The 16,472-nt window shown below is 73.1% G+C and carries 17 protein-coding genes and 2 pseudogenes; 12 read left to right on the top strand and 7 right to left on the bottom strand.

The features are described from left to right. Nucleotides 1–278 precede the first annotated feature (278 nt). A complete protein-coding gene (locus ACIHIX_RS37095; RefSeq protein ID WP_399964191.1) occupies nucleotides 279–941 on the bottom strand; it encodes a CBS domain-containing protein in 663 nt (220 codons plus the stop codon). Nucleotides 942–995: 54 nt separating this feature from the next. Further along, nucleotides 996–1,460 carry a Crp/Fnr family transcriptional regulator gene (locus tag ACIHIX_RS37090; RefSeq protein ID WP_399964189.1) on the bottom strand — a complete coding sequence of 155 codons (465 nt, stop codon included), beginning with the start codon at nucleotides 1,458–1,460 and terminating at the stop codon, nucleotides 996–998. Between the two features lie 244 nt (nucleotides 1,461–1,704). On the opposite strand from ACIHIX_RS37090, the gene ACIHIX_RS37085 reads away from it, so the two are divergent. Continuing rightward, nucleotides 1,705–2,628 carry a carbamate kinase gene (locus tag ACIHIX_RS37085; RefSeq protein WP_399964187.1) on the top strand — a complete coding sequence of 308 codons (924 nt, stop codon included), beginning with the start codon at nucleotides 1,705–1,707 and terminating at the stop codon, nucleotides 2,626–2,628. Nucleotides 2,629–2,638: 10 nt separating this feature from the next. On the opposite strand, the gene ACIHIX_RS37080 is transcribed toward ACIHIX_RS37085, so the two are convergent. Next, entirely contained in the window at nucleotides 2,639–4,351 is a 1,713-nt protein-coding gene (locus tag ACIHIX_RS37080) for a SulP family inorganic anion transporter (protein ID WP_399964185.1), read from the bottom strand. A gap of 186 nt (nucleotides 4,352–4,537) precedes the next feature. On the opposite strand from ACIHIX_RS37080, the gene ACIHIX_RS37075 reads away from it, so the two are divergent. The 8 genes and pseudogenes from ACIHIX_RS37075 (at nucleotide 4,538) to ACIHIX_RS37040 (ending at nucleotide 13,712) form a co-directional block, all read left to right on the top strand. Continuing rightward, on the top strand, nucleotides 4,538–5,443 hold the full coding sequence (locus ACIHIX_RS37075) for a universal stress protein (protein ID WP_399964183.1): 906 nt from the start codon (nucleotides 4,538–4,540) through the stop codon (nucleotides 5,441–5,443). Nucleotides 5,444–5,468: 25 nt separating this feature from the next. Then, nucleotides 5,469–6,491 carry an alcohol dehydrogenase AdhP gene (gene adhP, locus ACIHIX_RS37070; RefSeq protein WP_399964181.1) on the top strand — a complete coding sequence of 341 codons (1,023 nt, stop codon included), beginning with the start codon at nucleotides 5,469–5,471 and terminating at the stop codon, nucleotides 6,489–6,491. Between the two features lie 5 nt (nucleotides 6,492–6,496). Further along, nucleotides 6,497–7,372 (top strand): universal stress protein, encoded by an 876-nt coding sequence (locus tag ACIHIX_RS37065; RefSeq protein WP_399964179.1) that lies wholly within the window; start codon nucleotides 6,497–6,499, stop codon nucleotides 7,370–7,372. Nucleotides 7,373–7,616: 244 nt separating this feature from the next. Beyond that, nucleotides 7,617–10,319, top strand: a complete 2,703-nt coding sequence (locus ACIHIX_RS37060) for a GNAT family N-acetyltransferase (RefSeq protein WP_399964177.1) — start codon at nucleotides 7,617–7,619, stop codon at nucleotides 10,317–10,319. Nucleotides 10,320–10,331: 12 nt separating this feature from the next. Next, the gene (locus tag ACIHIX_RS37055) at nucleotides 10,332–11,063 is read left to right on the top strand and encodes a CBS domain-containing protein (protein WP_399964175.1); all 732 of its coding nucleotides are present in this window, start codon (nucleotides 10,332–10,334) and stop codon (nucleotides 11,061–11,063) included. 22 nt (nucleotides 11,064–11,085) lie between these two features. Then, nucleotides 11,086–11,595 carry a flavodoxin domain-containing protein gene (locus tag ACIHIX_RS37050; protein WP_399964173.1) on the top strand — a complete coding sequence of 170 codons (510 nt, stop codon included), beginning with the start codon at nucleotides 11,086–11,088 and terminating at the stop codon, nucleotides 11,593–11,595. A gap of 227 nt (nucleotides 11,596–11,822) precedes the next feature. Continuing rightward, nucleotides 11,823–12,020 (top strand): annotated as a pseudogene (locus ACIHIX_RS37045) (alcohol dehydrogenase catalytic domain-containing protein); the annotation flags it as partial. A gap of 687 nt (nucleotides 12,021–12,707) precedes the next feature. Next, complete coding sequence (locus ACIHIX_RS37040; protein ID WP_399964170.1) at nucleotides 12,708–13,712, top strand: Acg family FMN-binding oxidoreductase; 1,005 nt, start codon at nucleotides 12,708–12,710, stop codon at nucleotides 13,710–13,712. An 85-nt stretch (nucleotides 13,713–13,797) separates the two neighbouring features. On the opposite strand, the gene ACIHIX_RS37035 is transcribed toward ACIHIX_RS37040, so the two are convergent. Then, nucleotides 13,798–14,340 (bottom strand): hypothetical protein, encoded by a 543-nt coding sequence (locus ACIHIX_RS37035; RefSeq protein WP_399964168.1) that lies wholly within the window; start codon nucleotides 14,338–14,340, stop codon nucleotides 13,798–13,800. 220 nt (nucleotides 14,341–14,560) lie between these two features. Here ACIHIX_RS37035 and ACIHIX_RS37030 point away from each other — a divergent pair, with 220 nt between their 5' ends. Next, nucleotides 14,561–14,734: a hypothetical protein gene (locus ACIHIX_RS37030; protein WP_399964166.1), complete on the top strand. Its 174-nt coding sequence runs from the start codon at nucleotides 14,561–14,563 to the stop codon at nucleotides 14,732–14,734. Further along, on the top strand, nucleotides 14,731–15,321 hold the full coding sequence (locus ACIHIX_RS37025) for a hypothetical protein (RefSeq protein ID WP_399964164.1): 591 nt from the start codon (nucleotides 14,731–14,733) through the stop codon (nucleotides 15,319–15,321). Before ACIHIX_RS37030 ends, ACIHIX_RS37025 begins: the two co-directional genes overlap by 4 nt. A gap of 69 nt (nucleotides 15,322–15,390) precedes the next feature. Here the strand turns inward: ACIHIX_RS37025 and ACIHIX_RS37020 are convergent, their stop codons facing one another. Genes ACIHIX_RS37020 through ACIHIX_RS37010 form a run of 3 tightly spaced genes read right to left on the bottom strand, consistent with a single transcriptional unit; the run spans nucleotide 15,391 to nucleotide 16,330 of the window. Beyond that, nucleotides 15,391–15,609 (bottom strand): acylphosphatase, encoded by a 219-nt coding sequence (locus tag ACIHIX_RS37020; protein WP_399964163.1) that lies wholly within the window; start codon nucleotides 15,607–15,609, stop codon nucleotides 15,391–15,393. Continuing rightward, nucleotides 15,606–16,046 (bottom strand): hydrogenase maturation protease, encoded by a 441-nt coding sequence (locus tag ACIHIX_RS37015; protein WP_399964161.1) that lies wholly within the window; start codon nucleotides 16,044–16,046, stop codon nucleotides 15,606–15,608. The genes ACIHIX_RS37020 and ACIHIX_RS37015 overlap by 4 nt, the downstream gene beginning before the upstream one ends. Nucleotides 16,047–16,051: 5 nt before the next feature. Beyond that, nucleotides 16,052–16,330, bottom strand: coding sequence for a hypothetical protein (locus tag ACIHIX_RS37010; protein ID WP_399964159.1), 279 nt, complete (start codon nucleotides 16,328–16,330; stop codon nucleotides 16,052–16,054). Nucleotides 16,331–16,354: 24 nt separating this feature from the next. On the opposite strand from ACIHIX_RS37010, the pseudogene ACIHIX_RS37005 reads away from it, so the two are divergent. Continuing rightward, a pseudogene (locus ACIHIX_RS37005) lies at nucleotides 16,355–16,463 on the top strand (pyruvate, phosphate dikinase); the annotation flags it as partial. Nucleotides 16,464–16,472: the final 9 nt, after the last annotated feature.

Below are 16,472 nucleotides of genomic sequence, written 5' to 3'. Positions count from 1 at the left end.
GAGGCGAGGGTCACCCTGGTCCAGCAGTGGCCCGTCCCGCTGTCGTTGCAGACGACCTTCCAGGAGGCCGGAGTGAGGTTGTCGTGCCATGGCCCCCCTCCTGAGGGAGGAACCGACGCGTCCCACCGGCCGGGCCGGTCCTTCTGGCCGTGGACGGTTTCCCCGCCTCCCGCGACGGCGATGGCGCTGTGCCGTTCGGCCGGGGTCCCCGTGAAGATGATCACCGGGCACCCGAGCAGCGTTGCGCACAGGAGCGGCGGAGGGCCCGCGGGTCCGGATCAGCCGAGGTCGGGGTCGTCGTCCTGGTCGAGCCGGAACTCGATGTCCACGACCCCCTCCACCGCGCGGACCAGCCGTGCCACCACGGGGACCAGGGACCTGTCACGGACCCGGCCACCCAGTCGTACGACACCGTCGTGGACCTCGACCGCCACCGTGTCCGCGTGCGTGGGGAACAGGTAGGCGACGACCTCACGCCGCACCTCCTCCGCGATGTCCTCGTCGTCGCGCAGGAACACCTTGAGCAGGTCGGCCCGGCTGACGATGCCCACCGGTCGCCCCTCGGCGTCGGTGACCGGCAGCCGCTTGACTCGAGCCCGCGCCATCGTCCGCGCGGCCTGCGACAGCGTCACGTCGGGGCCGAGGGTCAGGGCGGGCGAGGTCATCAGCTCGCCCGCCGTCACCGAACCCGCCTTCGCCAGGTCGGACAGCCGGCGCAGCTGGGTGTAACGGTCCGGATCGCTGTCGCGGAACTCCTCCTTGGGCAGCAGATCCGCCTCGGAGACCACGCCGGCGACCCGGCCGCCGCCGTCCACCACGGGCAGCGCGCTGACCTTGCGGTCCTGCATGGTCCGCACGATGTCCTTGAAGACGGCGTCGCGGTGTACACAGACCACGTCGCGGGTCATCACGTCACTCACGATGTGCGGGGTACCGGACACGGTGGCTCCTTCGCTCGTCGGCCTTTCGCTACGGGGTCCTCGGTACGGGCGCGGTCAGCGCATGCTGCCGCTGCCGTAGGGGGCGTACAGGTCGAGGAGCCGCGTACGGGCCGCCTGCAGACGATGCGCGACGACCTCGCCGACCCACCGGGCGATCGTCCGGCCGAACTCGGGGTCGTCCTCGCACAGTCGGCGTACCGCGTCCGCGTCGAACTCGTAGGCCCGCAGCGGCGACGCGGTTCCGGCGCCCAGATGCCAGACATACGGCGGGAACAGCCAGGACCAACCGACGAGTTCGTTGTGTCCGATGGACTCGATGACCGCGGCCCGTCGTCCCGGCACCCGAATGTCGAGGTCGACCGTGCCGGTGCGGACGATCCAGAATCGGTCGGCGCGGGAGCCCTCCTCGAAGAGCCGGACGCCCTCGGGGAAGGAGACCTCACGGGCGATCCCCAGCAGACGGTCGCGGTGCGCGGCAGGCAGCGCCCGCGGCATGCTCATCGTTGCGGGTGCGTTCATGGCGTGCCTCCAGAGGGTCGTGTGCCTGACGGAGTCGAGGACGGGGAGTCACGGACATCCGGGGAGGCATACGGAGCTACCACCACCAGCGTGGCCGCCCGGACCCGCCCGGGCCATGGGCCGTCCGGCCCCGTCCGTGGGCCACCCGGCGGTCCTTCGAAGCCCTTCAGCATCCTGCGGTCCGGGGGCGGAACGCCGTTCGATGGGCGTGAGCCCCACCGGCCCCGGCACGAGGAGTCCAGCCATGCGTATCGTCGTCGCCCTCGGCGGCAACGCCCTGCTGCGCCGCGGTGACCGCCCCGACGCGGGCGTTCAGCGGGCGAACGTCGTCCGCGTCGCGACCGCGGTCGCGCCCCTGGCCCATGAGCACGACCTGGTCATCACCCACGGCAACACTCCGCAGCTCGGCCTCCTCGCCACCGAGAGCGCGGCGGACCGGTCGCTCGGCGCGCCCTGCCCGGTCGATCTGCTCGGCGCCCAGACCCAGGGCCTGATCGGCAGCCTCCTGGTGCACGGCCTGCGGAACGCGCTGCCCGGGCGCCGAGTCGTCGCCCTGCTCACCCACACCCAGGTGCGCGCCGACGACCCGGCCTTCGCGCGGCCCACCGAGGCCGTCGGACCGGCCTACCCGGACAACGTCGCCGACTTCCTGACGGACGAGTACGGCTGGGCGATGACGAGGGTGCGGGGCGGCCGACAGCGGGTGCTGCCGGCACCGCGGCCCGAGCGGGTGCTGGAGTGCGACACGGTCCGGGTGCTGCTCGAGACGGGCAGCGTGGTGGTGTGCGCGGGCGGTGGCGGCGTCCCCGTCGTCGCCGACCGTTCCACGGGCGCGCTGCGCGGCGTGGAGGCGATCGTCGACAAGGACCTGGCCGCGGCCCGGCTCGCCGAGGACGTGAAGGCCGACTTCCTGCTCATTCTCACCGACGTCCCCAACGTCTACGCCGACTACGGCACCCCCGAGCGGCGGTCGGTCCTCGACGCCACACCCGGCGAACTCCGCGCCGCCGGTTACGCCGCTGACTCGATGGGCCCCAAGGCCGAGGCCGCCGCCCGGTTCGTGGAGCACACCGGTCAACTGGCGGCGATCGGGGCGCTGGACGCGGCGTACGAGATAGTGCACGGCCGCTCGGGGACGCTGGTCCGGCCGGACCTGCCGGTCGGCTGACCGGCATCGCTCACCGGGTGTCGGACCATCGCCGGTACGCCGCCAACGCCGTCGGCAGCGTCGGAAAGATCAACTCCCGGCCCACCGACTCCACGAGTCCGTACGCCTCCAGGTCGTCCAGCAGATCCTGCTTCACCCGGGCGAGGGCGAACACGACCCCACGGCCCGCGAGTTCGCGCCGCAGCTCGTCGACCGCATCCAAGGCGGTGATGTCGACCTCGACGTTCGCCTCCGTGTTGAGGACGAACCACCGCACGGCGGTGGTCTGTTGGTCGACGGCTTCCAGGGCGCGGCGGTGGAAGTCCTGCGCGTTGGCGAAGAACAGCGGGGAGTCGTAGCGGTAGACGAGCAGTCCGGGGACGGTGCGGGCGTCGGGATAGTCGTCCACGTCGTGCATGCCGGCCACCCCGGGCACCAGCCCCTCGATCGCGTCGTGCGGCCGGGCCACCCGGCTCAGCAGCTCGGCGACGGACAGGCCGACGGCGACGAGCACGCCGTACAGCAGATCCAGTGTGAGCACGCCGACGAGGCAGCCGAGCGCGAGCAACAGTTCGCGGCGGCGGAAGGAGGCCAGACGGGCGAAGCCCGCCAGATCCATCATGCGCACCGCGGCGTAAGCGACGAGCGCGCCGAGCACCGCCGACGGGGTGCGCGTCAGGAGGGGGCTGAGGAACAGCAGGACGGCGAGCACGGCCGCCCCCGCGACCAGGGAGTACGCCGGGCTGCGGGCGCCGGCCGAAGAGGCCAGCGCGGTACGGCTGGCGCTGCTGCTGACCGGGAAGCCCTGCAGTGATCCGGCACCGAGGTTGATCGCGCCCAGCGCCAGGAACTCCTGGTCGGCGTCCAGACCCCGGCCGCCCTCGTCGTGGGGGTCGAAGGCGCGGGCGGTGAGGATGAAGTCCGTGTACGCGACGAGCAGGACACCCAGGGCGGGCAGCACCAGGTCCGGCAGCATGGTGAGATCGGGGGCCGCGAACGCGGGCAGGCCCGAGGGGACCTCGCCGATCACCTTGAGGCCGTGCGTGTCGTCGAGGTCGAAGACGGCCACGGCCGCCGTGCCGAGGATCACCACGAGGAGCGGGCCGGGGACCGTGGGGAGCAGCCACGCCACCGTGAACAGGAACGCGAGCGCGACTGCGGAGAAGAGCGTGGTCGCGGGGTCCAGTTCCGTCAAGTCGGCGAAGAACGACCGGAGTTGCGGGAAGAAGCCCGATCCCGACGTGTCCACCCCCGTCAGCTTGGGCAGCTGGTCCACGATCATGATCAGGGCCACGCCCGCCAGATAGCCGATCAGGACCGGGCGGGACAACAGGTCGGCGACGAAACCGAGGCGCAGCAGCCGGGCCGCCAGGCACAGCAGCCCGACCGTCACGGCGAGGGCCGCGGCCAGCGGGGCATAGCGGTCCGGATCCGCTCCCGCCAGAGGCGCCACCACCGTCGCCGTCATCAGGGCGGTCGTCGACTCCGGGCCGACCGACAGCAGCCGCGAGGAGCCCAGTACCGCGTACAGGCCGAGCGCCGGCAGGATCGCCCACAGCCCGGCGACCGGTGGCAGCCCGGCCACGCCCGCGTACGCCATCACCTGAGGCACGAGATACGCAGCGACGGTGACCCCGGCCAGCAGATCGCCGCGCAGCCAGGCGCGGCGGTATCCGGACAGCGTGGCGATGCCGGGCGCGAGTCGGCGCCACCCCGGTTCGCGTCTGCCCGAACCGTTCGACATGGGATTCCTTTCGTCGGCTGCCTTCAGGTTCGGCGAGCGTACGCCGGGTGGCAAAGGGACCGTTCAGTCCTTCGGCGGTACCACTGGCGGGTGGGCCGGTCGGCCCCTCGTGGGGACCTGCGGCCCCTGCTGCGCCCATGTCGCCCGGGACGACGCTGGACACAGAAACCGACAGGAGGCAGAACCATGGTGCGCACCGTTGTCGCAGGTCTCGACGGCTCCTCCGAGAGCCGGGCGGCCGCCGAATGGGCAGCCCGCGAGGCGAAGCTGCGCGGCCTGCCGTTGAAGATCGTCAATGTCTGGGAACCCGTCCCGGACCCCATGGCCCAGGCCCCGCTCCTCGGCGCGGAGACCCAGCAGCACTGGAGCGAGCGCGTGCCCCGCGAGGCCGCCGAGGGGCTGCGGCTGCGGCACCCCGGTGTCGAGGTGGGCGTGGAGCAGCTGACGGGCAGCGCTTCCGAGATTCTCACCAAGTCCGCCGAGGACGCCGAAGTGCTGGTCCTCGGCTCCCGCGGACTGAGCGGAATCGGCGGATTCATGGTCGGCTCGGTCGGCCTGTCCGTCATCGCCCACGCCGAGCGGCCCGTCGTCCTGGTCCGTGCCGGGGAGCAGGCCGCCGACGAGCACGAGGCGGATCCGGCCGGCATCCCGTCCGCCGCCACTCCCTTCAAGCCCGTCGTCCTCGGCGTCGACCCGCACGGCCCCCACGACGCCGTCATCGGCTTCGCCTTCGAGACGGCCGCCCGGCGGGGAACCGGCCTGCGGGCCGTGTACGGCTGGAACCTTCCGCCGTACTACGTCTACGGCCTGTCCGCCGACCCGTACCTGCACGACGAGATCGCCCGCCGTCAGGCGGCGGCCCTGACCGAGGTGCTCAAGCCCTGGCGGCAGCAGTACCCGGACGTCGAGGTCACCGAGGCCCCTGCCTCCGGCAGCCCCGGCAACCGGCTGGTGGACGCCGCCACCGACGCCTGTCTGGTCGTCGTCGGCCGGCGGATCCGGCGCAACCCCCTCGGCGCCCACATCGGTCCCGTCGCGCACGCCGTCCTGCACCACGCCGTCGCGCCCGTCGCGGTCGTCGCCCACAACTGACCTGATCGACAGAGGAGTTGAACCCATGAAGGCAGCCGTCGTACGAGCCTTCGGCGAGCCCCTGGTCATCGAGGAGCGCCCCGACCCCCTACCCGGCCCCGGCCAGGTCCGTATCCGGGTCGAGGCCTCCGGCCTGTGTCACACCGACATCCACGCCGCGCACGGCGACTGGCCCGTCAAGCCCAGCCCCCCGTTCGTCCCCGGCCACGAGGGCGTCGGCATCGTCGAGGAACTCGGCGCCGGTGTCACCCACCTGAGCCTCGGACAGCGCGTCGCCGTGCCGTGGCTCGGCAAGGCCTGCGGACGGTGCGAGCACTGCCTGTCCGGGTGGGAGACACTGTGCGAGCAGCAGATCAACACCGGGTACGGGTGCGACGGCGGTTACGCCGAGAAGATGCTCGCCTGGGCCGACTACGCCCAGCCGGTGCCCGACGGGGTCGACGCCGTCGACGCCGCCCCGCTGACCTGCGCGGGCGTGACGACGTACAAGGCACTGAAGGTCGCACAAGTGCGCCCGAGCCAGTTGGTCGCGATCTCCGGCATCGGCGGGCTCGGTCATCTCGCGGTGCAGTACGCGAAGATCGCGGGCGCCACCGTCGCCGCCATCGATGTCACCGACGACAAGCTCGAACTCGCCGCGGAACTCGGCGCCGACCTGGTCATCGACGCGCGCAAGCAGGACGTCGCCCAGGTGCTCAAGCAGCACGGCGGAGCCCACGCGGCGATCGCCCTCGCCGTCGACGAGGCCGCGTTCACGGCCGTCGCCTCCGGACTGCGGCGCGGCGGCAGGCTCGTCATGGTCGCCCTGCCCGCGCACGGCACGATCCAGGTCCCGATCTTCGACACCGTACTGAACGGAACGAGTGTGATCGGCTCCATCGTCGGCACCCGGCAGGACCTCGCCGAGGTGTTCGAGCTGCACGCGGCCGGCCGCACCCGGGTCATCAGCGAGACCCGGCCGCTCTCGTCCGTCAACGAGTCGATCGAGGACGTCCTGCGCGGCCAGGTCAAGGCCCGCATCGTCTTCGACCTCGCCACAGGGAGGTGAACGTGATGGAACTGCCCGTCGTCGTCGGCGTCGACGGCTCCGAACCGAGCCTGCGCGCCGCGGACTGGGCGGCCGACGAGGCCGCGCTGCGAGGCGTGCCGCTGCACGTGGTGTACGCCTGCCGCTGGGACCGCTACGAGGGTGCCGCCCTCGCCCAGGAGCTCGGCAAGCCCTCCGCCGAGGTGCTGCCCCAGGACGTCGTCGCCGGTGCCGCCCGGCGCGCCCACGCCCGGCAGCCAGAGCTCAAGGTCACCACCGACGTCGCCTTCGAGGAGCCCGAGTACACCCTGGTGCACGAGAGCCGCAACGCCTCCGTGCTGGTGGTGGGGACAAGGGGCCGCAGCGGGGTCGCCGAGGCGCTGCTGGGCTCCGTCAGCCTGACCGTCGCCGCCCACGCCCACTGCCCGGTGATCGTGCTGCGCGGCAACCACGACACCAAGGCGTCCCACGGGACCCACGGCCGCGTCGTCATGGGCGTCGGCGAGGACCCCGAAGCGACGGCGGCCGTACGACGGTTCGCCTACGAGGAGGCCCGGCGACGCGAAGCGGCCCTGGACGCCGTACGGTCCTGGCGGTGCCCCGCGCACGAGACCACCGACCACCCGCTGCTCGCCGACGCTCCCGCCCGTCTGCACGAGGAGAGCGCCGAGAAGGCCCTCGCCGAGGCCCTGCGAGACGCCCCGCCGGATGTCGAGACACGGCCGCGCACGGTCGAGGGCCACGCCCGCCGCGTCCTGGCGGACGCCTCGCACGGCGCCGACCTGCTGGTGGTGGGGGCGAAGCGGCGCCGCGGACACCTCGGGCCGCAACTCGGCCGGGTCACCCACGCCGTACTGCACCAGTCCAGCTGCGCGGTGGCGGTCGTCCCGCACCCGGCGTGAACCCTGGACTCGCCGCGCGGTCCAGGACCTCGGTCGGTGGACGGCGCGGCGAGTGTGTGCGTCAAGAGGAGGAGCCCGTGCGCCGTATCGCGTCCGGGCCCACCCGGAGCCCGGGCCACCCGGCGGGCAGGTCCCGGTGAACGAGGGCCGACCGGCCCAGCGGGGCCGCCCGGGCGGCCCATGGGAGCGGCCCCGGCTCCGCTGGACGCTCCAAGTGTCGACAAGACCCGTGAGGAGATCCGTCATGACGGACGACGCACTCGGCAGGCCCCCGGTCCACGCCCTGCTCGCGGACGGCAGCACGGTCCGCATCCGCCCGGTGCGGCGGGACGACCACGACCAACTCCAGGGCCTGTACGAGGAGATGTCCCCGGAGAACCTGCGGCTGCGCTTCTTCGCCGCGAGCCGCCGCTCCGCGGCCATGGCCGCCGACCGCGCCTGCGCCCCGCGTCACGTCGGCCACCGGGCCCTGCTCGCCGAAACCGAGGGCCAGGTCATCGGGCTCGCCGAGTACGACACCGGCGGCGATTCCGACTCGCACACGGCCGAGATCTCCATCGCGGTCGCCGACGGGATCCACCACCGCGGCGTCGGCACCCTGCTCGTCGAACATCTCGTCTCGGCCGCCCGCGCCGCGGGCATCACGACCTTCACGGCCGACGCGCTCAGCGAGAACCACGAGGTGCTGCGGCTCTTCGCCGACCTCGGACTGCGCACCGCCCGCCGCTTCGATGGCCCCGAGGTGCGCTGCACCATCGCCCTCGACGACAGCGACAGCTATCTCAGCGCGGTCGAGGAACGCGGCCGGGCCGCCGACATCGTCAGCATGGAACCCCTACTGCGCCCCCGCACCGTGGCCGTCGTCGGGGCCGGACGCAAGCCCGGTTCGGTCGGCCGGGCCGTCCTGCACCAGCTGCACGCGGGCGGCTACACCGGCCGGCTGCTCGCCGTGAACCCGGCCGCGCACGCCATCCTCGGCGTGCCCTGCCATCCGTCGGTCACCGCCCTGCCCAGGACGCCGGACCTCGCGGTCCTCGCCGTGCCCGCCGCCGCGGTCCCCGCGACCGCCGAGGAGTGCGGCAAGGCCGGAGTACGCGCCCTGCTCGTCGTCACCGCAGGCCTGGACGCCGACCAGGCGCAGGCCCTGCTCGCCGCCTGCCGGGAGCACGGCATGCGCCTCGTCGGCCCCAACTGCCTGGGCCTGTCGAACACCGACCCCGCCCTGCGCCTCGACGCCACCTTCGCCGCCGCCCCTCCGCGCCCCGGCACCGCGGGCGTCGCCGTGCAGTCCGGCGGCGTCGGCATCGCCCTGCTCGACGGGATGTCCCGGCTCGGCATCGGCGTCTCCTCGTTCGTCTCCCTCGGCGACAAGTACGACGTCAGCGGCAACGACCTGCTCCAGTGGTGGGAGAGCGACGACCGCACCGACCTCGCCCTGCTGCACCTGGAGTCCTTCGGCAGCCCCCGCGCCTTCTCCCGCACCGCCCGCCGCGTCACCCGCCGCATGCCGGTGCTCACGGTCGACGCGGGACGCACCGAGGCGGGCCGCAGGGCCGCCGCCTCGCACACCGCTGCCGCCGCCACCCGCACCATGACGCGCGCCGCCCTGTTCACCCAGGCCGGCATCACCGCCACCCGCTCCGTCGGCGAACTCCTGGAAGCGGCCGCCCTGTTGCACGCCCAGCCGCTGCCCGCGGGACCCCGCGTCCTGATCGTCACCAACGCGGGCGGCGCGGGCGTTCTCGCGGCCGACGCCTGCGCCGAGGCCGGGCTGACCCTGCCCACGCCCGCCCCCGAACTCATCGACGACCTGCTCGCCGTACTCCCGGACGGCGCCGCCGTCGGCAACCCCGTCGACGCCACCGCCGCCGTCTCGGAGGGGCAGCTCAGGGACTGTGTGGACCGGATCATGCGGTACGGCGGCATCGACGCCGTCCTCGTGGCCCTGGTCCCCACGGCGGTCGCCGCGGCGACCGGCGACGACCTCGTCCGGGCTCTTACCGGCGCCCCCGGACAGAGGACGAAGCCGGTCGTCGCGGTCCGGCTGGAACAGGCCCTGCCCGTCGAACTGCTGCCCACCGCCCAGGGCGGCGGCAGTGTTCCGTCGTACGCCGAACCCCAGGCGGCGGCACGGGCGTTGGCCCACGCCGCCCATCGTGCGGCCTGGCTCGCCCGGCCCGCGGGGACGGTCCCCGAGCTCAAGGGCGTGGAGACGGAACGCGCTCACGCCGTTGTCACGGCATACCTCGAAGTCCACCCCGACGGCGGCTGGCTCGATCCCCGCGGCTGCGCCGAACTCCTCGACTGCTACGGCATCCCCCAACTGCCCTGGGCATGGGCCGACACCGAGGACGGTGCCGTGCTGGCCGCCCAACGCCTGCGCGGCGCCGACGGCCGTGTCGTCATGAAGGGCCACTGGCCGGGTCTGCTGCACAAGAGCGCCCAGCACGCGGTCCATCTCGACCTGCGCGGCGACTCCCAAGTGCGCGCCGCCTACCGCGACCTGGAGACCCGGTTCGCGGGCCTGCTGACCGGAGTCGTCGTCCAGCCCCTGGCCGACCGGGGCATCGAGCTGTTCGCGGGCGTCGTGCAGGACCAGGTCTTCGGGCCCCTCGTCCTGTTCGGCCTCGGCGGCACCGCCACCGAGATCCTCTCCGACCACGCCGCCCGGCTCGCCCCGCTCACCGACCACGACGTCCACGACCTGATCACGGCGCCGCGCTGCGCCCCGCTCCTCTTCGGAGCCGGCGGTGACGGGCCCGTCGACCTCAAAGGCCTCGAACAACTGCTGCTGCGGCTGTCCCGCATGGCGAGCGACCTGCCGCAGCTCGCCGAGGCCGACTTCAACCCCGTTCTCGCGACACCGGGCGGAGCCACCGTGCTCGATGCGCGCGTACGCCTGCTGCCCCGCAGGCCCCAGGACCCGTATCTGCGCCGTCTCCGCTGAGGAGGGACAACCATGAAGCACAACAAGGTCGGCTCCGTCATGACCACGGACGTCGTCCGCGCCCGGTACGGCACACCCTTCAAGGAAGTGGCCCGGTTGCTGGGCGAACACCGCATCAGCGGACTGCCGGTGGTCGACGACGACGAGAAGGTCGTCGGTGTCCTGTCCGAGACCGATCTCATGGTTCGCCAGGCCGACGCTCCCGACCCCTACGAGCCGAGGAAGCGCTCCCGGTTCGCCACGCTCACCCGGCGGGGCCGTGCCCGTGCGGTGAAGGCGAGGGCCCGCACGGCAGGCCAGTTGATGACCGCACCTCCCGTCACCGTCTTCGCCGACGACACCATCGTCGAGGCCGCCCGCACCATGGCCGGGCACCACATCGAACGGCTGCCCGTCCTCGACGAGGAGCAGCGTCTGGTCGGCATCGTCACCCGCCGCGACCTGCTCCAGGTCTTCCTGCGCCCCGACGCCGCGATCCGCGCCGAGGTCATCGACGAGGTACTGGTCCGCGCCCTGTGGTTGCCGCCGCGCGGCGTCGACGTGTCCGTGACGGAGGGCGTCGTCACGCTCTCCGGACACATGGAACGCAGGAGCGAGACGGAGATCGCCGTCTCGATGACCCGCCAGATCGACGGCGTGGTCGACGTAGTCAGCAAGCTCACCCACCGCCTGGACGACTCACACGTGGAACCCGCCGAGCAGGCCGTGCACGGCGTCGCCGACGACTGGCTGCGCAAGCTCTGAGCTGGAGAGGAGGTGGACCGTCATGTCGGATGGCGTACTGGTCGCCTACGGGACGACGAACGGATCCACCGCACAGATCGCCGAGACCGTCGCCGAGGTCCTGAACAAGGCCGGTCTCCATGCCTGGGCGCGGCCCGCCCGATCCGTCGAGAGCGTCGCGGAGTACGACGCCGTGGTGGTCGGGGGAGGCCTGTACGCGGGGCGCTGGCACCGGCACGCGCGCCGCTTCGTGCGCCGCCATCACCGCGCCCTCGCCGAGAAGCCGCTGTGGCTCTTCAGCAGCGGACCGCTGGACGCCTCGGCCGGGGAGAAGGACATTCCACCCGTGCCCGGTGTACGGCGTGCCATGACCCGGCTCGACGCCCGCGGCCATGTCACCTTCGGCGGCTGCCTGCTGGAAGGCGCCAGGGGCCGCTTCGCCCAGATGATCGTCCGCAACGGAAAAGGCGGCGACTTCCGTGACTTCGCCCTCATCGAGGAGTGGGCCCAGGGCATCGCCGACGAGCTGACGACGCATGCGGCAGGGCGCTGAACGCGCGGCGTGCCCGGACTGCACGCCATTCGCATCGAGGACGTCGAGATCACCGTGGAGGACGGGCTGCTGACGCTGCGCGGCGAGTAGCTCACCGAGCAGCACCGCACCGAGTTCCGGTACGGCACCTTCGCCCGCTGCGTCCGGCTGCCCGCCGGGGCGAAGGGCGACAAGGCGACCGGTATCTACCAGGACGTCACCATCTGCTGAACGGACCTGCACATCTTCACGAGGCGGTCGGCGAGATCGTCGAGGTCGGGGGTGATGTGCGGACCGTACGGCCGGGATACCGGGTCCTCGTCTCCCGCGTCACCGCCCGCGGTCGCTGCGGCTGCTGCCGCGAGGACTCCTACGGCCGGTGCCGGGGCGGCGGGGGCCAGGCCAACCGCGAGGCCGTCCTGCTGGCAGACATCTTCCTGACGGCAGCCCGGACGCCGCCCGGGCCTTCGGCGCCGACGTGGCCATCGAAGGCGGCCGGGGTGCGGGCGACCTGCGAGCTCTGCACGGTCTGGCTGGTGCCGACTCCGGAATCCCACACTGTCCTGTACGGACTCACGGTGGTGGTGCTGCTGCGGTCCACGAACTCGCCGCCCCCGGGCCCAGCACGAACTGGGCGATCTGCCCGAGCTCCTGACCGACCGCGGCATCCACGTCAGCTACGCGGAGTCAGGGCTGCGCCAGGGCCGAGCGGTACCCCGACGGGACTGGTCGGCCCACGCGCGGCACGGTTGCGCGGCGCCACGCTGGAAGTGACGAGAAGGAAGGAAGCAGACAAGAGGGAGGGAGACATGAGCGGCATGATCGAGCAGCTACCCCGATACGTGCTGCGGGCGGAGCTGCCGGGGATCGAGCGCCGAACGACACGTCCTCGTCACCGACTGCCAGGACCGGCTGGTGGGCGTCATCAGCCGCGGCGAGCTGTTGCAGGCGCTCGTCCGCCACGACGAGGCGAACGGGGCCCGGGGTCGTGGCCCGCGGGATCGAGGGCGAGAACGTGGTGGAGGTGTCGGACCGTCTCGTCGCAACCGTCCGAGGACGCCGATGCGGGTACCGCTCGGCCCTGACGACATACAGGCCGGCGTGGCGTACGCGCCCGGGCCGAGGAGGTCACGATGACCGAGCAGGAACTGGCCACGAAGACGGTGGCCTCGCTGGTCGCCGACGCGACGGCGGCACCGTCGATGCACAACGCCCAGCCCTGGAGGTTCCGCTTCGTCACCGGCGAGCGCCTCCTGGTGCTGCGCGCCGACCCGAGCCGGGCCATGCCTCGCTCCGACCCCGACAACAGGGCGCTGCACATCGGCTGCGGTGCGGCGCTGTTCAACCTGCGCGTGGCCGCCGCGCACGCGGGTCTGTCCCCGCGGGTCCGGCTGCAACCGGACGCGGACGACCCGATGGTGCTGGCCGCCGTCCGGCTCCCCGACTCCGACGCCGACGTCGGAGCCGGGGCGGTCGAGGCCGATCTGGTGCGCCTGTATCCCGCGATCAACCGACGGCACACCAGCCGTTACCCCTTCGAGGACAAAGAGCTCCCCGAAGACGTACGGGACACGCTGCGGGCAGCGGCCGCCCAGGAGGGCGCCGACCTGCTGTTCCCCGGCCTCTGGCATGTCGAGACGGTCCTGGACCTGGTCCGGGACGCCGAGAGCCGTGACGCCCTCGACCCGGCCGGCACGGAGGACCTGCGACGGTGGACCCGGCTCGGCCCGGAGGCCGACATCGCCACCGACGGAGTGCCCGAGTACGCCTTCGGGCCGCGTAGGCGAGACGGCCGCGCGCCGCTGCGGGACTTCGCGGGCCGCCGCCCCGTGGCCGACCGAGGCACCGTCTCCTTCGAGAGCAGTCCACACCTGGCGCTGCTGGCCACACCCGGGGACACGCCGACCGACTGGCTGCGGGCCGGGCAGGCGCTGGAGCGCGTCCTTCTGGAGGCCACCTCGGCGGGGCTGGCCGGCTCGCTGACCTCTCACCCGCTGGAGAGCCGCGACCTGCGCACGCTCGCCCGCGATCCGGTGGCGGGCCGGGGGCCCGTCCAGATGGTGCTGCGCCTCGGCTATGGGCCGCAGGGCCCGGCCACACCCCGGCGTCCTGTGCGGGACGTCCTCGACGTCACCTGAGACCTGGGAGCCCCTCCGAGTGCCCAGCAGGCCTACCGCGGGAGCGGTGCGGCCAGTGCGCCTCCGGGGCCGTAGCCGAGCCGGATCACCATCGGGGCGCGGGCGTGGCGGTCGCCTCCGTGGACGCGAACTGCTCACGCAGATCCGGCCACTCCAGCGCCTGGCGCAGCAAGGACGCCGGCACATCGTGGGCGGCGGCCACCAGCAGGACTCGTTCGAGCGCCTGTCCGGCGCGCACCCCGTCGGCCCTGCGGTCGTGCGCGGTCGACAGCACGCCGAACACCGGCCATTTCCGAAGGGGCGAGCGGCCGGCACGGACGGGTGCCGGTGGGCGCCGAAGTCCCGCAGGGGGACACGTTCCAGAAAGTTCTGCGGCCGCGGCTCGGACGGCGTCGCGGGTGGCGCGCTGCCCGGCATCCCGGGTGAACCGCAGCAGTCGCTCTGTCTCACCGATCACCATGACCAGGTCGGCCCAGGAGGGCGCCCTCGGTGTGGACGTCCTCGCCGAGTTCGGCCAGCTCCGGGGTTCCCGGCGGTCCCCGTCGTCCAGAGCGTCGTCGAGGGAACCGTCGCCGAACTGGTGCGTGCCTCGGCCGAAGCCGCACTGCTCGCCCTGGGGCGCAGGCATCGGGACGTTCGCCCCGATCGGTCGCCCATCGGGCCGATCACCCGCACTGTGCTGCACCGCGCCCGTTGTCCCGTGGCCGTCGTCCCGCACGCCTGAGCCCGTACCCCTGGCCGGACCCGATGGGGCCGACCGGCCCGGCTCAGGGACCCTGCGGCCCCTGCACCCCGAACGCTCCGGCCGAGACGCTGTAGTCGTCAGACCGACTGGGGAGGTGGAGATCATGCCCCGCACCCTGACCGTGGGTCTCGACGGCGCGCCGGAGAGCCGGGCCGCCGCCCAGCGGGCGGAGTCCCCGGTGCTGGGCGCCGAGACGCTCCGGCACTGGAGTGAGCGCGTTGCCCGCGCGGCCTCCGCAGGGCTGGCGGCTCGGCCGCGAGGAGGTGTCGGAGCATGACACGGACAGTGCGCCCGAAGGTACACAAGGTGTGGCTGTGGCGCTGGCGGGCCGGTCCGCTGCGACGCCGCTGTGACATCGTCGAGGCATGGCTGCTGCTGGCCCTGTGCTTTCTGGCCGTCGCTGCGGGAGCCGTCGCGGGCATGGTGACCGCGCACGCGGTGGAGCAGAGTCTCGACGACCGTCGGGCGCAACGCCATGCCGTCCCGGCCGTTCTCGTGCAGGACGCCACCGGCACGGTCTCCTCGACCACGTCCTCCGACGAGTACGCCTGGGCCAAGGTCCGCTGGACGGCCGCGGACGGCAAGGGCCGCACCGGACTGGCCCGGGTCGAACGCGGCATCAAGGCCGGCAGCACGACCAAGGTGTGGCTGGACCGGGAGGGCAACCTCGTCCCCCCGCCCGTGAGCAGCGAGGAAGCCGAACTCCAGGGTGCCGTGCTGGGCGCGGCGGCCGCGGTGTGCGTCTGTGTGCTCGTCCTCCCCCTCGGCTGGCCCCTGCACGGGCGTCTGGACCGGCGCCGCATGGCACAGTGGGACGCGGAATGGGCCCGGGTCGGTCCGAGGTGGGGCCACAAGACCGGCTGACTGCACCCAGGATCACGGGGCACCGAGCCGCCGCCCCGTTCCTCGCTTTCTGAGCCGTCGCCCCGTCCCTCAGCAGATCCGGGGCACACTGTGCCGTACCCGGAAACCGTCCTGGTGCGACAGCTTCGTCGGACCGTCGGCCAGCCGGACGTGTCGCATCGCACCCGGGCCATGGTTGACATTCGCCACCCAGCCGGACAGGCCCAGTGCGGACGCGGTGCGATGGACGAACGGTCGGAAGCCCACACCCTGCACGGTCCCCTCCACCCGGAAGCGGCGTACGGTCATGCCGGCCTCCTCGCCGCTTCGCGCGTCTCCTGTGCGATCTCGTCCGTGATGGCCGTGACGAGGGGTTCGACGGCCTCCGCGACAGCGGGGGAGAGTCCGGTGCCCAGCGTGCTGTCGGCGCCTTCCACGGCGTAGACGACCAGCCGTTGCGGCAGCCGACCCAGGACACGGCCGAGTTCGACCCCCTCGCCGAGGCCCAGGCGGTGGACGCGCCCCGGGTCGCCCGGGTGGGCGTGGGCCGCGTCGACGACTACGGCGAGCCGGGCGCCCTCCCATCGGCCCATCAGCCGACCGGGGTCGCCGTCGCAGGTGGCGAGGTCGGTGTCCGGCGGCAACGGGCACTCGCCCAGACGGGCGAGCACGGCCCAGCCCACGCCGTCGTCGCGCCGGAACTCGTTCCCGACGCCGATGACGGCGATACGACCACGCCTCTGCATGTCTTTCACGGTGCGACGCGACCGCTGTGCCCCACAGGGGCCGAACGGCCCGGGCGCGAGGGCCGACCGGGGTTCACGCCGGTACGACGACGACCGGGCAGCGCGCCTGCTCCAGCGGATGCCGGCCCGGTGCCGCCCGATCGGTGTCCGGTGACTACGAGGCCGGACTCGCGGGCGGTGTGGGCCGGCGCCTCGGCGGGCGAGAACAGCACCACGTCCTCGGGGACGTCGACGTGCGGATACGAGCCGCGCCGCGGCCGCAGCGCGCCGTTCAGCAGCTGCACCTCCTGGTCCTCCCGGGGCGCGCGCCCGGCCTGATGGCCATGCAGGTGCGGGCCGTCGCGGAGGCCGTGACCAGCCGTCGGCGCGACGGCGGCGATCCGCGCGCCGAGATCATGATCCCGCTCGGCGAGACAGCCGATGCCC

It is taken from the genome of Streptomyces sp. NPDC051913, from assembly GCF_044593635.1.
Lineage (GTDB): Bacteria > Actinomycetota > Actinomycetes > Streptomycetales > Streptomycetaceae > Streptomyces.
Note: the sequence above shows the minus strand (reverse complement) of the source record. Positions and strands in the feature narration are given on the sequence as shown.

Bases quoted from the DNA above. Each gene is read 5' to 3' on its own strand.
- ACIHIX_RS37090 (WP_399964189.1), bottom strand. From the start codon at position 1,460: ATGAACGCACCCGCAACGATGAGCATGCCGCGGGCGCTGCCTGCCGCG.
- ACIHIX_RS37015 (WP_399964161.1), bottom strand. From the start codon at position 16,046: ATGCAGAGGCGTGGTCGTATCGCCGTCATCGGCGTCGGGAACGAGTTC.
- ACIHIX_RS37030 (WP_399964166.1), top strand. From the start codon at position 14,561: ATGCCCCGCACCCTGACCGTGGGTCTCGACGGCGCGCCGGAGAGCCGG.
- ACIHIX_RS37025 (WP_399964164.1), top strand. From the start codon at position 14,731: ATGACACGGACAGTGCGCCCGAAGGTACACAAGGTGTGGCTGTGGCGC.
- ACIHIX_RS37080 (WP_399964185.1), bottom strand. From the start codon at position 4,351: ATGTCGAACGGTTCGGGCAGACGCGAACCGGGGTGGCGCCGACTCGCG.
- ACIHIX_RS37055 (WP_399964175.1), top strand. From the start codon at position 10,332: ATGAAGCACAACAAGGTCGGCTCCGTCATGACCACGGACGTCGTCCGC.
- ACIHIX_RS37020 (WP_399964163.1), bottom strand. From the start codon at position 15,609: ATGACCGTACGCCGCTTCCGGGTGGAGGGGACCGTGCAGGGTGTGGGC.
- ACIHIX_RS37075 (WP_399964183.1), top strand. From the start codon at position 4,538: ATGGTGCGCACCGTTGTCGCAGGTCTCGACGGCTCCTCCGAGAGCCGG.
- adhP (WP_399964181.1), top strand. From the start codon at position 5,469: ATGAAGGCAGCCGTCGTACGAGCCTTCGGCGAGCCCCTGGTCATCGAG.
- ACIHIX_RS37050 (WP_399964173.1), top strand. From the start codon at position 11,086: ATGTCGGATGGCGTACTGGTCGCCTACGGGACGACGAACGGATCCACC.
- ACIHIX_RS37040 (WP_399964170.1), top strand. From the start codon at position 12,708: ATGACCGAGCAGGAACTGGCCACGAAGACGGTGGCCTCGCTGGTCGCC.
- ACIHIX_RS37060 (WP_399964177.1), top strand. From the start codon at position 7,617: ATGACGGACGACGCACTCGGCAGGCCCCCGGTCCACGCCCTGCTCGCG.
- ACIHIX_RS37065 (WP_399964179.1), top strand. From the start codon at position 6,497: ATGGAACTGCCCGTCGTCGTCGGCGTCGACGGCTCCGAACCGAGCCTG.
- ACIHIX_RS37035 (WP_399964168.1), bottom strand. From the start codon at position 14,340: ATGCCTGCGCCCCAGGGCGAGCAGTGCGGCTTCGGCCGAGGCACGCAC.
- ACIHIX_RS37085 (WP_399964187.1), top strand. From the start codon at position 1,705: ATGCGTATCGTCGTCGCCCTCGGCGGCAACGCCCTGCTGCGCCGCGGT.